The sequence below is a fragment of the Variovorax sp. FG153 genome (assembly GCF_057809595.1).
Map to the genome: position 1 here is coordinate 455,859 of NZ_JBMDKG010000001.1, position 13,746 is coordinate 469,604.

The window sequence follows — 13,746 nt, forward strand, 5'->3', positions numbered from 1 at the left end:
CCAGCCGTCTAACCAAGTTCGTGCAAGACCCTCGAAAGGAACGCACAAAAATGGCTACCAAGACTATAGCCCGGCGTCGCACGCCGGTTTCCTCCAGAGAAACCGCCCAAGCCCCGGCGGATCTCCTCGAAAACACCCTCTCCCAACTCGAAGCGCTTCTGTGGGCCTCCCACGGAAAGGACATCGATTGGTGCAGCGGTGACGGGCCTCGCCAACTGGACAACCTGCTCTGGCTCGCAGCGGAACTCGCCCGCAAGGCCGGGGAGCTGTTTCAGTTGAGCGAGATGGCGCGACGTGGCGCGCTCGAGACTGGCGGGTAAGGGCCGGTCTGCGGGCCGCGGTTTCGCGGCCCGCTTGGGAGACAGGTCCTATCCTGTCCTCGCTATTCGCAAGGGCTGCCAACTGATCGCGCCAGTCAGAGCGCAATAGCCCGCACGATGTGATCCGCCAACAACCCAGCCGCCCGCGGCAGACCCGCCGCCCGATGCAGCCGTATATCCGCCGCAGGCAGCCGCGGCATGCCATCGCGCTCCGACAGCGCCCGCAGCCTCGGCGGAAAGGTGCCCGACTTCACCACCGTCACCGCCAGTCCCTGCGCTGCAATGGATTCCACGGCCGCGAGGCTGTGGCTCACGAAAGCCAGTCGCCATGGTCGCCCCGACGCATCGAGCGCCTTGGTCGCCCATTGGCGGAACAGGCAGCCCTGCGGATAGAGCGCGACCGGCAGCGGATCCTGCGATTCCACCGAGTGCGAAACGGCCGTGGCCCAGACCGCCTGCTCGCGCCGCAGCAGCTCGCCGCCGCCCTGGCCTTCAGGATGCATCGCGATCACGAGGTCGAAGTCTTCGCCCAGCCGCTCGGGCATGCGCGCGGTCAGGCCGGTCTCCATCTCGATGTTGATGCGCGGATACGCGGCCACGAAGCTGGCGAGCACCGGCGGCACGACGAAGCTGCCGTAGTCGTCCATGACGCCGAGCCGCACGCGGCCCTCGACCTTGTGCTGCTGCAGATGGCCCACCGCCTCGTCGTTGAGCAGCAGGATGCGGCGCGCATAGCCGAGCAGCCCCTCGCCCGCGAGGCTCAGGTCGACATTGACCTTGGTGCGGTGAAAGAGCTCGGTGCCCAGCCGCTCCTCGAGCCGCTTGATCTGCATGCTCACGGCCGACTGCGTGCGGTTCAGCGCCGTTGCCGCGCGGGTGAACGAACGGTGGTCGGCCACGGCCACGAAGGCCTTCAGCAGCTCGGGGTCGAGCGTCGGGATGCTCATTCGATTTGTTGATCAGAGTGACCAAATAAATTCCATTGATTGATGATAGAGGGCTGCCTACGCTGCTGTCACTTCATCGACAAGGGAGCACAGGCGTGGGAGAACTCTTGGGCATCGCGGCCGCGATGCTGTCCAGCGCGCTGGGCGGCGCGGCGGTGGGCGCAACGCGCTATGTCGCGGGCGTCATCGATCCGGTGGCACTCGGCGCCTTCCGCTTCGGCATCGGTTTCTGCCTGTTGCTGCCGATGGCGCTGCTGCGTTCCGGCGAGTCGTGGCCCGCGCCGCGCGACTGGCCCGCGGCCGCCGGGCTGGGGCTGCTGTTCTTCGGCCTGTTCCCGCTGCTCTTCAATGCCTCGCTGCACTACACGACCGCCGCGCGCGGCGCGTTGGCGCTGTCGGCGCTGCCGCTGCTCACCATGGCCGTGGCGGGCGTGCTGCGCGTCGAGCCCTTCACGCGGCGCAAGACGATCGGCGTGCTGGTCGCGATGGCGGGCGTGGGGCTGGCGCTGCTGTCGGGACTGCGCACCGCGCCGCCCGATGCCTGGCGCGGCGACCTGCTGATGCTCGCGGCCGCTCTGTGCATGGCGTTCTACAGCGTGGGCTCGCGTCCGCTGATCCGTCGTTCGGGGCCATTGACCTTCACCGCCGTGGCGATGGCGGTCGGCGCGCTGTGCCTCACCGGCATCGCCTGGCAGGGCGGCAGCTTCGCGCCCGTGGCTTCCTTCGGCACGGCCCAGTGGCTGGCCATCGCCTACCTCGGCGTGTTCGGTGGCGCGATCGTCTTCTTCCTCTGGGCTTTCGCGCTGGGCCGCACCACGCCCACGCGCGTGGCGATCTCGGTGACGGTCAATCCGGTGGCGGCGGGGCTGGTGGGCGCCTGGCTGCTGGCGGAGCCGCTGCGGTGGAACCTTGTCGCGGGGCTGCTGGCCGTGTTGGTGGGGATCGTGATTGCGGCGACTGGGGCTTCGCGCGAGCAGATCGATAGCTCGGAGCGCGGCGGTGTGTGAAGGCCGGGAGGTTTTCTGGACGGTGGTTGATGAGCCGCGAGGATTGAAAGGTTTGGAGCACGCGCGCCGAGGATGTCGCCAATCGCGTTCACATGAAGTACGTTCGAGCTTTCGCTTCACACTGAGAGGACGTCGCCATGGTCGGCAAAGCAGTCGTGCAGAACCGCATCGATGTAGACACCGAGGACCGTGCATTGCCCGCAGAACCCGTCGTCGACGCCGCTGCGCACCACGCTTGGTTTCGAGCGAAGGTGCAGGAGGCGCTGGACGAACCACGCCCTGCCGTTGCGCACGATGAGGTAGAGGCATATTTCTCCAAGCGACGTGCAGCCGCGCTTCTCAAGACAGAGACGGGCGGGAAGTGAGCATCGAGCGATCGCCCGGCGATGGGAGGATCGGCCTCTGCTGTACCTCCACCGGGGGACTGCCATCCTCCCCGCCCGGTCCTACATTCCCCTCATGACCGAGTCCTTCACCGTCCAGACCGAGTGGGTGCACCTCCAGTACGACGAGCACGCCGCCTTCACCGAGACCTACGGCTTCTCCGGCAACCAGGGCGCGGTGAACCTCGAGGCGATCCGCTTCCGGCCCGAGGGCCAGGCGTCGGACACGCTGATGGTCTTCATGCACCCGGCGTCGACGCTGCAGCTGCTGCCGGTGCCGCGCGCGATGGCGGCCACCGGCGCGCACGTGCTGTGCGCGGGCAGCCGCTACCAGCGCAACGACACGGCGCTGATCATGGAAAAAGTGTTCCTCGACCTGAGCGCCTACATCCGCCATGCGAAGCAGGTCTGGGGCTATCGCCACGTGGTGCTGGTGGGCTGGTCGGGCGGCGGGGCGCTGGCGGTGAGCTATCAGGCCGAGGCCGAAGACCCGCGCATCACGCACACGCCGGCCGGCGATGCGGTCGATCTCAAGGGCAAGGGGCTGATCCCGGCCGATGCGGTGATCTACCAGGCCGCGCACCTCTCGCGCGCGCACCTGCTGGCCGAGACCATCGATCCCTCGGTGAAGGACGAGCTGAACCCCGACGACCGCGAAGTCGAGCTCGACATCTACGACCCGCGCAACCCGAACCAGCCGCCGTATTCGCCGGCCTACATCCAGCGCTACCGCGTGGCGCAGCTCGACCGCATGCGCCGCATCACGGCCTGGGCGCGGGCGAAGCTGGCCGAGCTCAAGGCACGCAACACCGGAGAGATGGAGCGGCCCTTCCTCGTGCACCGCACGCTGGCCGATCCGCGCTTTCTCGATCCCACGCTCGACCCCAACGACCGCCGGCCGCGCTGGTGCTATATGGGCAATCCCGAAACGGTGAACTCCGGGCCGGTCGGGCTCGCGCGCTTCACCACCTTGCGCAGCTGGCTGTCGCAATGGTCGCTCGACGACTCCTGCGGCAACGGGCTCGAAGGCGCGCGCCGCATCCGCGTGCCGCTGCTGGTGATCGAGAACAGCGCCGACGACGCGGTGCCGACCACGCATCCCAAGATGCTGTTCGAGGCCGCGGCCTCGCCCGACAAGCTCTTTCGCGTGGTGAAGGGCGCGACCCACTACTACGCCGGCCAGCCCGAGCTGCTGCAGGAAGCCACGGCGCTGATCCGCGGCTGGCTGCAGGAGCGCAACCTGCTCGAGCGCTGAGTCCGTGAAGACCGGCGCTGTCGCCGCAGTCGCTGCGATGGGGCCGGCGCTGGTCGTCGGCGTGGTCACGCTCTCGACCGCGGTCCAGCCGCTGGGCACCGACCTCTACCTCGCGGCGCTGCCCGCGATCCGCAACGAGTACGCGGCGCGCGTGGGCGTGGTGCAGCTCACGCTCGCGGTGCTGGTGTTCAGCTTCGGATTGAGCCAGTTGCTGTGGGGCCCGGCTTCCGACCGCTTTGGCCGCCGGCCGGTGCTGGTGGCGGGCTTCCTGCTGTACGCGGCGGGCGCCGCGGTGGGCGCGATGGCGCCGAACATCGAGGTGCTGATCGCCGCGCGCGCGGCGCAGGGCCTGGGCATCGCGGCCTGCATGGTCTGCGGGCGCGCGATCGTGCGCGACCTGTTCGAGCAGCAGCACGGCACGCATGTGATGACGGTGGCGATGTCGGTGCTTGCCTGCCTGACGATGCTGATCCCCGTGACCGGTGCGCTGCTGGCCCAGACCCTGGGCTGGCGCGCCACGCTGTGGTCGATGGCGTTGTGCGGCCTGGCCGGCGCGCTGCTGGTGCTCGCGCGTGTGCCCGAGACCGCGCGCTCGCTCAAGCCCGATGCGCTGCGCCTCGGCCCGCTGCTGGCGGGCTATGCGCGCATCGCGCGCGATCCGGCCTTCCAGTCGTGGACGCTGCTCAACGCCTTCGGCTACGCGGCCAACTTCGGTTTCTTCTCGAGCTCGGCCTATCTCTTCATCGAGACCTTCGGCGTCTCGCGCGTGGGCTTCGGGCTGGTGATCGGCGGCGCCTCGGTCACCTACCTCGCGGGCACCATGCTGTGCCGGCGCTGGATCGCGGCGCACGGCATCGTGACCTCGGTGCGGCGCGCGGGCTTCCTGTCGCTGCTGGCGGCGCTGGTGCTGGTGGTGCCGCAGCTCGCCGGCGCGCACACGGCCGGCACGCTCACGGCGGGCCTGTGGCTGATGCTGCTGGCCTACGGCATCCACCAGCCCTGCGGCCACGTCGGCATGGCCACGCCGTTCCCGCTGCAGGCCGGCGCGGCCTCGGCGCTCGGCGGCTTCATCTTCGCGGGCGCGGCCTTCCTCTGCGGCGGCTGGATGGGCTTGATGTACCGCAGCGGCAGCGCCGCCGTGCTGTCGCTCACCACGGGCGTGCTCGCGGCCGCGGCCGGCACGATCGCGCTGACCTTGGTACAACGTCATGGCCGGCCCGTGCCCGCGCGGCCCGCCGTGCCCTGAATCCCCGCTTTCCATTCCTTCCAGGAGACATCATGCGCAACGACAACGCCTACATCGTCGGCTGGGGCCACACGCCCTTCGGCAAGCTCGACAACGCCGAGCTCGAGCAGCTCATCCGCGACGCCGTGCAACCCGCGCTCGACAGCGCGGGCGTGGCGGCCGAGGACATCGACGGCATCTTCGTGGGCCACTTCAACGCCGGCTTCGTCGGCCAGGACTTCACGGCCTCGCTGCCCGCGGTGGCCATGCCCGAGTTCCGCCACACGCCGGCCGTGCGCTGCGAGAACGCCTGCGCCACCGGCTCGGCCGCGATCTGGGCCGCGCTCGACGCCATGGCCGCGGGCCGCATGAAGCGCACGTTGGTGATCGGCATGGAGCGCATGAACGGCCTGCGCACGCCCGAGGTGGCGGCCACGCTGATCAAGTGCTCGTACGTGAAGGAGGAGGGCGCCGACCCGGCCGGCTTCGCGGGCATCTTTGGCGGCATCGCGAGCAACTACTTCGAGCGCTTCGGCGACCAGTCCGACGCGCTCGCGGCCATCGCGGCCAAGAACCACGCCAACGGCATGCACAACCCCTATGCCCACATGCGGCGCGACTTCGGCTTCGACTTCTGCCGCACGCCCTCGGACAAGAACCCCTTCGTGTCGGGACCGCTCAAGCGCTCCGACTGCTCGCTGGTGTCCGACGGCGCGGCCGCGCTGGTGCTGTCGACCGAGCCGCTCGCGGGCGCCAGGGTGCCCGCGGTGCGCTGGCGCTCGCGCACGCACGTCAACGACTTCCTGCCGATGTCGCGGCGCGACCCGACGCAGTTCGAGGGCGCGGCCATGGCGTGGAAGAAGGGCCTGGCCTCGGCCGGCGCCTCGCTCGACGACCTGGGCTTCGTCGAGACGCACGACTGCTTCACCATCGCCGAGCTGCTCGAGTACGAGGCCATGGGACTCGCGCCGCACGGCGAGGGCGCGCGCGTGATCCTCGACGGCGTGACGCGCAAGGATGGCCGGCTGCCGGTCAATCCCTCGGGCGGGCTCAAGTCCAAGGGCCATCCGATCGGCGCCACCGGCGTGTCGCAGCACGTGATGGCCGCGATGCAGCTCTCGGGCACGGCCGGCGGCATGCAGGTCGAGCGCACGCGCATGGGCGCGGTGTTCAACATGGGCGGCTCGGCGGTGGCGAGCTACCTCAGCATCCTGGAGCCGGCCTCGTGAGTGCGGCGCAGGCGATGAACCTGGGCCGGCTGCTCACGCAGACGGCCGCGCTCTTTGCCGAGCGGTCGGGCCTCATCCAGGAGGGCGGCCGCAGCTGGACCTGGGGCGAGATCGAGGCGCGCGTGGCCGCGATGACCGCGGCGCTGCGCGCGCTCGGGCTGAAAAAAGGCGACCGCATCCTCGTGCAGTCGCGCAACAACCTGCAGATGTTCGAGAGCTGCTGGGTCGCGTTCCGCCTCGGCTGCGTCTGGGTGCCGACCAATTTCCGGCTCACGCCTCCCGAGGTGGCCTACCTCGGCGCGTCGAGCGGTGCGGTCGCGATGATCGTGGAGGATATCTTCCCCGGCCACACCGACGCGGTGCGCGCAGCCTCGCCGGCGCTCGCGCATGTGCTCGCGATCGGCCGCGCGCGCGAAGGCGAGCATTCGTACGAGGAGCTGGTGCGCGCGCATGAGGCGCACGATGCGGCGCAGGCCGAGCACGAGACCGTGAACCGCGACGACCCGCTGTGGTTCTTCTACACCTCGGGCACCACCGGCCGGCCCAAGGCCGGCGTGCTCACGCACGGGCAGATGGCCTTCGTGGTCGCCAACCACCTGGCCGACCTGATCCCGGGCACGACCGAGCACGACTGCTCGATCGCGGTCGCGCCGCTGTCGCACGGCGCGGGCATCCATGCGCTGCTCAACGTGGCGCGCGGCGCGGCCACCGTGCTGCCGGCCAGCGAGAAGCTCGACCCCGAGGCCTTCTGGGCCTCGGTGCAGGCGCATCGCATCAGCAACCTCTTCACCGTGCCGACCATCGTCAAGATGCTGGTCGAGCATCCGGCGGTCGACCGCTACGACCACAGCTCGCTGCGGCACGTGATCTACGCGGGCGCGCCGATGTACCGCGCCGACCAGAAGCTCGCGCTGAAGAAGCTCGGCAAGGTGCTGGTGCAGTACTTCGGGCTAGGCGAGGTCACCGGCAACATCACGGTGCTGCCGGCCGCCATGCATTCGGCGGACGACGAGGACCCGAACGCCAACATCGGCTCGTGCGGCCGCGCGCGCACCGGCATGGAGGTGGCGATCCTGGATGCCGAGCTGCAACGCCTGCCCACGGGCGAGGTCGGCGAGATCTGCGTGCGCGGCCCCGCCGTGTTCGCGGGCTACCACGGCAACGAGGAGGCCACGCGCAAGGCGCTGCGTGGCGGCTGGTTCCACACCGGCGACCTCGGCCGGCTCGATGCGCGCGGCCTGCTCTACATCACCGGCCGCGAGTCCGACATGTACATCTCGGGCGGCTCCAACGTCTACCCGCGCGAGGTCGAGGAGGTGCTGCTCACGCATCCCGCGGTGGCCGAGGTGGCGGTGCTCGGCGTGCCCGATCCCAAGTGGGGCGAGGTCGGCGTGGCCGTGGTGGTACGGCGCGAGGGCGCGCAGGTCGATGGCGACGCGCTGATCGCGCACCTCGACGGCCGCTGCGCGCGCTACCGCTGGCCGCACCACGTGTTCTTCTGGGAGGCCTTGCCGAAGTCGGGCTACGGGAAGATCGCGAAGAAGGACATTCGGCAACTGCTGGTCGAGCGCGGGGAGATCGCGAGCCCGTAGCGCGTGGCCACGATCATCGGCGCGGGCGATCGGCGCAGGCCGTGACGGCGTAGTGGTCTTCGTCCGTCAGAACGACCTTGACTTCGGGTCGTGCCGACAGGTATCGCAGCATGCCGGCGTCGTTGACGGTCGACAGCAGGATCGCGGCCTCGTCGAAGGTGGCCGCGGTGACCGGCGTGTAGCGCGCGGCGGTCATCGAGATGGCGTCGGCGCCCACGAAGGCATAGGCCAGCTTCATGACGGCCGCGTGCAGCCGGTACAGCGATGCGCTGTACTTGCGGTCGTTGGGGCTGATGGCATAGCTGGTGTGCACGCCCTGGTCGGCCAGCCAGGACAGGTACAGCGGCTGGCTCGATTCCACGAACGCGCGCTCGGTGAGGCCGTAGCGCTCGAGCAGCGCGCTGAGCCGGTGCGTCGCCTGGTGGGCGGTCCAGGGCGAGAGCTTGCGCAGGTCCTTCGCATCGAGCCAGAAGAGGCCGCTGCGCGGGAAACGCGACAGCACCGATTCCAGGCGCAGCGGCTGGCCGTCGAACAGGGTGTAGGGCCGGTCGTGGGAGACCACGAAGTCGTCGAGCTCGGGGTCGAACAGAACGTCGATCTCCACGCCGGCCGCGCCGCGCCTGAAGGCCTCCGCGATGCCCGCGAGGCCGTTCTCGCCGCCGGCTGCCGCATACCCGCGATGGGCCCAGGCCTTCTGGCATGCGGGAAAGGCAAAGGCCGGCGTCCGGGCCGCCGCGTACCGATAGAGCGGGTCGCTCATCGACAGCAGGAGGCCGAACAACAGCAGAGGCACCAGCAGCCATCGCCAGCGCCGCCATCGAAAAATTGCACCAGCCATGGAACCTCGCGACGTGGAGTGGACGGAGTGCGATGCGAGCCAGGAGATTGGCCGGTGCAGTGTAGGTGGCTTGCGGCCGGGCCGAGGCGCGAGGCGCCTTGCCCCGCTATATTGAAAGCCTTTGGCAACTACAGAGAAATCGACATGGCAAAAGCCTATTGGGTCAGTGCATACCGCGCCGTCAAGGACGCCGACAAACTCGCGGCCTACGCGAAGCTGGCCGGTCCGGCCATCGCCGCGGGCGGCGGGCGTTTCCTGGCACGCGGCCTGCCCGCGAAAACCTACGAATACGGCCTGGCCGAACGCACCGTGCTGATCGAGTTCGACAGCGTGGCGCAGGCCACGGCCACCCACGACAGCCCCGACTACCAGGCCGCGCTGGTCGCGCTGGGCGACGGCGCCGAGCGCGATCTGCGGATCATCGAAGGCAGCTGAGCGAAGCGGAAGCGGGCCGGACCGGGGGCCGCTTCAGTCCAGCGTGATCCCCGTGCGCCTGGACAGCGCCGCGTACTTGCCGATCTGCTGACGCAGGAAGGCGGCGAAGGCCGCCGGCGGCGCGACCGAAACCTCGACCCCGCCGGCCGCCAGCCGGTCATGCACCTGCGGGGTCTGCAGGGTCCGTGCGAGTGCGCTGCTCAGCGCCTCGACCTGCACCGGCGGCGTGTGCGCCGGTGCCACGAAACCATAGAAGCCGATCAGCTCGAAGCCGGGCAGCGACTCCGCGATCGCGGGCAGCTGCGGATAGGACGCGGCCCGTCGGGCGCTGGTGATGCCCAGCGCGCGCAGGCGCCGCGACTGCAGGTGCGGCAGCGCGCTCTCCAGCGTGACGAAGGCCAACGGCAGATCGCCGTTGAGCAGCGCGCGGTAGATCTGCGCGCTGCCGTTGTAGGGCACGTGCTCGAGCGTCACGTCGGCCTCGATGGCGAGCAGCTCGCCGGCCAGGTGCGACACCGAGCCGATGCCCAGCGACGCGTACTGTAGCGGCGGATCGGTGCGTCTTGCCAGCGCGATCAACTGGGCCATGTCGCGCGCGGCGAAGCCCGGCTGCGTGACCAGCACGACGATCGAATGGCCGCCGAGGCACAGGGGCTCGAAATCGTCGAGCGCGTCGTAGGGCATCTGCTGGCGCATCGCCCCGTTGGCGGCATGCGGCGAGAACACCATGCCGATGGTGTTGCCGTCGGGCGCGGCCATGGCCACGGCCTGCGTGCCGACGATCATGCCGCCGCCCGCGCGGTTGTCGACCACCACGGGGCGATCGAGCACGCTCGATAACTCTCTCGCAATGAGCCGTGCCATGAAGTCGGCGGCGCCGCCCGGGGCCTGCGGCACGATCATGCGCAGGGGCCGGCCCGTGTCATTCGCAGCCAGCGCGTGGCGGCCGGACAGGCCGGCGCACGCGATGGCGGCGAGCAGAGCGCGCCGCGTCGCCAGCGTGCCGCCGTTCACCGCCGCAGCCTGCGCGAGGCGCGCCGGAACTCGTCGGCCAGCGCCGCGGCCGAGGGGGTCAGCGGCCGCTTCGTCGGCGTCACGAGGTGCTGCACGGCCGGCGGCAGATCGAGCTTGATGGGCAGGACCTTGAGCAGCCCGCGTTCGCGCAAGGGCTCCAGGCCGCCCAGGCTGTTGAGCGTGACGAGGTCGCTCTGCAGCAGCATCGACACCAGCGCGCTCGAGGAATCGCAATGCGCCACCAGCGTCGGCGCCGGCAGGCCCTGCCGCGTCATCAGCGTGACGATCATCGGCCCGCCCGACTGCTGCACGCTGTAGAGCCAGCCATAGGGCACCAGCGCGGCCAGGTCGCGCGCATCGGCGGCCGGGTGGCCCGCGCGCACGACGATGCCCATGTCGGAGCTGCACAGCTGCTCGGTGTGCAGGTCGGACAGGCTCTGGTCGGTGGGCAGCGGGCCGACCGCGAAGTCGATCCTGGCTTCGCGCAGCGCCGCGATGGTCGACGACGAGCGGCCGCCGAGCACGCTGATCAATGCATTGGGCGTGTGCTCGCGAAAGCGCGCCACGGCTGTGGGCAGCAGCATGGCCTCGGCCGTGGCCGACAGGCCCACCGTGATCAGCTTGCGGCCCTCGCCGCCGGCGCTCTCGAGCTCTTCCTGCAGATGGCGCAGCTCGGCATCGATCACGCGCGCGCGGCGCAGCACGATGCGGCCGAACTCGGTGGGCTCGACGCCGCGCGCGGAGCGCACCAGCAGCGGCACGCCCAGCGACTTCTCGAGCGCGGTGAGGTTCTTGCTGACTGCTGCCTGCGCCAGGCCGAGCTTGCGCGCGGCGGACCGCACGCTGCCGGTTTCGATGACGGCTATCAGATCTCGGAGGTGGGCCTCGCGCACTTTGTCTCGTGTCTCGTTGTCGTTGTGGTCGCGAATTATCCGGCAAGCGTCCGCCGGGGTGCAGCGCCGCCGCGGACGTGTGCGGCATGCGCTGCAACGAGCGAAATACCAGCATCCATGCGGGTTTGCGGCGTTCGCGGTGCGCCGAAAGCCGCTCGCATGCGCCCACCTTTGGTGAACGAGTTAACCGACGAAGTCCTTCCGGGGCGCCACGGGCCGCGACTAACCTCTGCCGCTTTCGCGCCGCGGCGCCGGCGCATCCGAACAAGAACAGAGACATGCGACTTCCCGCTACAGATCGCGCCAGGCCTTCATGAACAGGTCCCTCCTGTCGCTCGCGCTGGTCGCGGCCTTTCCCTGCGTTGCAACCGATGCCATGGCCCAGGACGCGCCCGAGCGCGCCAGGTCGCTCGGCATCGTCACGGTCACCGGCGCCCGGCCGAGTTCGCTGCCCACGCAGATTCCCACCACCATCGAGGGCGTGACGCGCGCCGAGATCGAGACGCGCGTGAACGCCACCGACAGCGAGGACGCGCTCAAGTACCTGCCGAGCCTGCTGGTGCGCAAGCGCTACATCGGCGACTACAACCACGCGATCCTTTCCACGCGCGCCTCGGGCACCGGCAACAGCGCGCGCTCGGCCGTCTATGCCGACGGCATCCTGCTGTCGAACTACCTGGGCAACGGCATCGCCAACGGCACCAACTTCGCGCCGCGCTGGGGCCTGGTCACGGCCGAGGAGATCGAGCGGGTCGACGTGATGTACGGCCCGTTCTCGGCCGCGTACCCGGGCAACTCGGCGGGCGCGGTGGTCGACTACGTGACGCGCATGCCCGACAAGCTCGAGGCCCATGTGAAGGCGGGCTTCTCCTCGCAGCCCAACGAGCTCTACCGCACGAAGAGGCGCTTCAACGGCTGGCAGACCAGCGCCTCGCTGGGCAGCCGCAGCGGCGACTGGTCCTGGTGGATCGACGTCAACCGCACCGACAGTCAGGGGCAGCCGCTGACCTTCACCACGGCGACGCTGGCGTCCACCGTGGCCGGCGGCGCGGGAACGCCGGTGTTCGGCGCGGTGCCGGGCCTCAACACCACCAACGCCCCATGGCTGATCCTCGGCGCGGGCACGCAGTACCGCACCGTGCAGGACCACGCCAAGCTCAAGCTGGCCTACGACATCTCGCCCACGCTGCGCGCGAGCTACACGCTCGGCTGGTGGCAGAACGCCGGCAGCGGGCAGAGCGAGAGCTACCTCGTCGATGCACGCGGCCAGCCGGTCTACAGCGGGCCGGTCAACATCGGCGGGCGCAGCTTCACGCTCGCGCCCACGGCCTTTCCGTGGACCGAGGACCGCGCCACGCACTTCATGCACGGGCTGTCCGTCAAGAGCAACACCCAGGGTGCCTTCGACTGGGAGGTGGCCGCCAGCCTCTACGACTACGCCAGGGACACGCAGCGCTCGCCCACGGTCGCGCTGCCGCTCGCGGCCCTCGGCGGTGCCGGCACCTTGCAGGACCAGGGCGGCACCGGCTGGAACACGCTCGCGGCCAAGGGCACCTGGCGGCCGCAGGGCGTGGGCGGCGCGCACGTGGTCGACTTCGGTGTCGGCCGTGATGCCTACAAGCTCGTCATCGCCAAGACCAACGTGCTCGGCGACTGGCAGGACGGCCCTGCGTTCACCCCCGTGAGCCAGGTCGGCGGGCGCAGCCGGACGCTCAGTGCCTGGGCGCAGGACGCATGGTCCTTCGCACCGCGATGGAAGACCGTGCTCGGGCTTCGCTACGAGAAGTGGAAGGCCACGGACGGCTTCACCGCCACGGCCACGAGCGCACAGCCCTATGCCTCGCGCAGCGAGTCCGACCTCTCGCCCAAGGCCGCCCTGGCCTACCAGCTCGCGCCTTCGACGGTGATCAAGGCCTCGGTGGGCCGCGCGGTGCGCTATCCGACGGTGGGCGAGCTCTACGGCGCGACCTCGGGCGGCGCGCTCTCGTTCGTCAACGACCCGAACCTGAAGCCCGAGAAGTCGTGGACCGGCGAACTCACGGCCGAGCAGGACCTGGGCAACGGCTTGCTGCGTGCCACGCTGTTCCACGAGACCACGAAGAACGCGCTCTACAGCCAGCTGATTCCGAACTCGACCGTCTCGCGCGTGCAGAACGTCGACCGGATGCGCACCACCGGCGTGGAGCTCGCATACACCGGGCAGGACGTCGGCATCCAGGGCCTCGATCTCGGCGGCAGCCTGACCTATGCCGATTCGAAGACGGTGGCCGACGCGGCCTTTCCGGCGGCGGTGGGCAAGTGGCAGCCGCGCGTGCCGCGCTGGCGCGCCACGGCCTACGCCACCTACAAGACCGATGCGCGCTGGGCCTTCACGGTGGCCGCGCGCTACAGCGGCCGGCAGTACTCGAACCTCGACAACAGCGACGTCAACGCCTTCGCCTACTTCGGGGCGAGCCGCTACTTCACGGTGGACCTGCGCGTCCGCTACCAGATCGACAGGCAGTGGTCGGCGGCCTTCGGCATCGACAACGCGAACAACGACCGCTACTGGAACTTCCACCCGTACCCGCAGCGCACCTACACGGCCGAACTGCGCTTCGACCTCTGA

13 protein-coding genes are annotated in these 13,746 nt (G+C 69.9%); 9 read left to right on the forward strand and 4 right to left on the reverse strand.

What is annotated here, in order from left to right; genetic code table 11:
* The first annotated feature begins 50 nt into the window (after positions 1-50).
* Entirely contained in the window at positions 51-320 is a 270-nt protein-coding gene (locus ACODT0_RS02150) for a hypothetical protein (RefSeq protein WP_489040426.1), read from the forward strand.
* A 95-nt stretch (positions 321-415) separates the two neighbouring features.
* Here ACODT0_RS02150 and ACODT0_RS02155 read toward each other — a convergent pair whose 3' ends face one another.
* Positions 416-1,267 carry a LysR family transcriptional regulator gene (locus ACODT0_RS02155; RefSeq protein ID WP_489040427.1) on the reverse strand — a complete coding sequence of 284 codons (852 nt, stop codon included), beginning with the start codon at positions 1,265-1,267 and terminating at the stop codon, positions 416-418.
* A 95-nt stretch (positions 1,268-1,362) separates the two neighbouring features.
* Between ACODT0_RS02155 and ACODT0_RS02160 the strand changes: the two genes are divergently transcribed.
* The 6 genes from ACODT0_RS02160 to ACODT0_RS02185 all read left to right on the forward strand — a co-directional run bounded on the left by ACODT0_RS02160 (position 1,363) and on the right by ACODT0_RS02185 (position 7,958).
* Positions 1,363-2,274 carry a DMT family transporter gene (locus tag ACODT0_RS02160; protein WP_489040428.1) on the forward strand — a complete coding sequence of 304 codons (912 nt, stop codon included), beginning with the start codon at positions 1,363-1,365 and terminating at the stop codon, positions 2,272-2,274.
* A 137-nt stretch (positions 2,275-2,411) separates the two neighbouring features.
* Complete coding sequence (locus tag ACODT0_RS02165) at positions 2,412-2,639, forward strand: antitoxin PaaA2 family protein (protein WP_489040429.1); 228 nt, start codon at positions 2,412-2,414, stop codon at positions 2,637-2,639.
* Positions 2,640-2,733: 94 nt separating this feature from the next.
* The gene (locus tag ACODT0_RS02170) at positions 2,734-3,912 is read left to right on the forward strand and encodes an alpha/beta hydrolase (protein WP_489040430.1); all 1,179 of its coding nucleotides are present in this window, start codon (positions 2,734-2,736) and stop codon (positions 3,910-3,912) included.
* Between the two features lie 4 nt (positions 3,913-3,916).
* Positions 3,917-5,158 carry an MFS transporter gene (locus ACODT0_RS02175; protein ID WP_489040431.1) on the forward strand — a complete coding sequence of 414 codons (1,242 nt, stop codon included), beginning with the start codon at positions 3,917-3,919 and terminating at the stop codon, positions 5,156-5,158.
* Positions 5,159-5,190: 32 nt separating this feature from the next.
* Positions 5,191-6,366 carry an acetyl-CoA acetyltransferase gene (locus ACODT0_RS02180; RefSeq protein ID WP_208509615.1) on the forward strand — a complete coding sequence of 392 codons (1,176 nt, stop codon included), beginning with the start codon at positions 5,191-5,193 and terminating at the stop codon, positions 6,364-6,366.
* Positions 6,363-7,958: an acyl-CoA synthetase gene (locus tag ACODT0_RS02185; RefSeq protein WP_489040432.1), complete on the forward strand. Its 1,596-nt coding sequence runs from the start codon at positions 6,363-6,365 to the stop codon at positions 7,956-7,958. The genes ACODT0_RS02180 and ACODT0_RS02185 overlap by 4 nt, the downstream gene beginning before the upstream one ends.
* Positions 7,959-7,971: 13 nt before the next feature.
* Here ACODT0_RS02185 and ACODT0_RS02190 read toward each other — a convergent pair whose 3' ends face one another.
* Positions 7,972-8,751: a glycerophosphodiester phosphodiesterase gene (locus tag ACODT0_RS02190; RefSeq protein WP_489040433.1), complete on the reverse strand. Its 780-nt coding sequence runs from the start codon at positions 8,749-8,751 to the stop codon at positions 7,972-7,974.
* Between the two features lie 189 nt (positions 8,752-8,940).
* Between ACODT0_RS02190 and ACODT0_RS02195 the strand changes: the two genes are divergently transcribed.
* Positions 8,941-9,231: a DUF1330 domain-containing protein gene (locus ACODT0_RS02195; protein ID WP_057594164.1), complete on the forward strand. Its 291-nt coding sequence runs from the start codon at positions 8,941-8,943 to the stop codon at positions 9,229-9,231.
* Positions 9,232-9,264: 33 nt separating this feature from the next.
* On the opposite strand, the gene ACODT0_RS02200 is transcribed toward ACODT0_RS02195, so the two are convergent.
* Positions 9,265-10,245: a tripartite tricarboxylate transporter substrate-binding protein gene (locus tag ACODT0_RS02200; protein WP_489040434.1), complete on the reverse strand. Its 981-nt coding sequence runs from the start codon at positions 10,243-10,245 to the stop codon at positions 9,265-9,267.
* Positions 10,242-11,138 carry a LysR family transcriptional regulator gene (locus ACODT0_RS02205; RefSeq protein ID WP_057594162.1) on the reverse strand — a complete coding sequence of 299 codons (897 nt, stop codon included), beginning with the start codon at positions 11,136-11,138 and terminating at the stop codon, positions 10,242-10,244. Before ACODT0_RS02205 ends, ACODT0_RS02200 begins: the two co-directional genes overlap by 4 nt.
* Positions 11,139-11,451: 313 nt before the next feature.
* Here ACODT0_RS02205 and ACODT0_RS02210 point away from each other — a divergent pair, with 313 nt between their 5' ends.
* Complete coding sequence (locus ACODT0_RS02210; RefSeq protein ID WP_489040435.1) at positions 11,452-13,746, forward strand: TonB-dependent receptor; 2,295 nt, start codon at positions 11,452-11,454, stop codon at positions 13,744-13,746.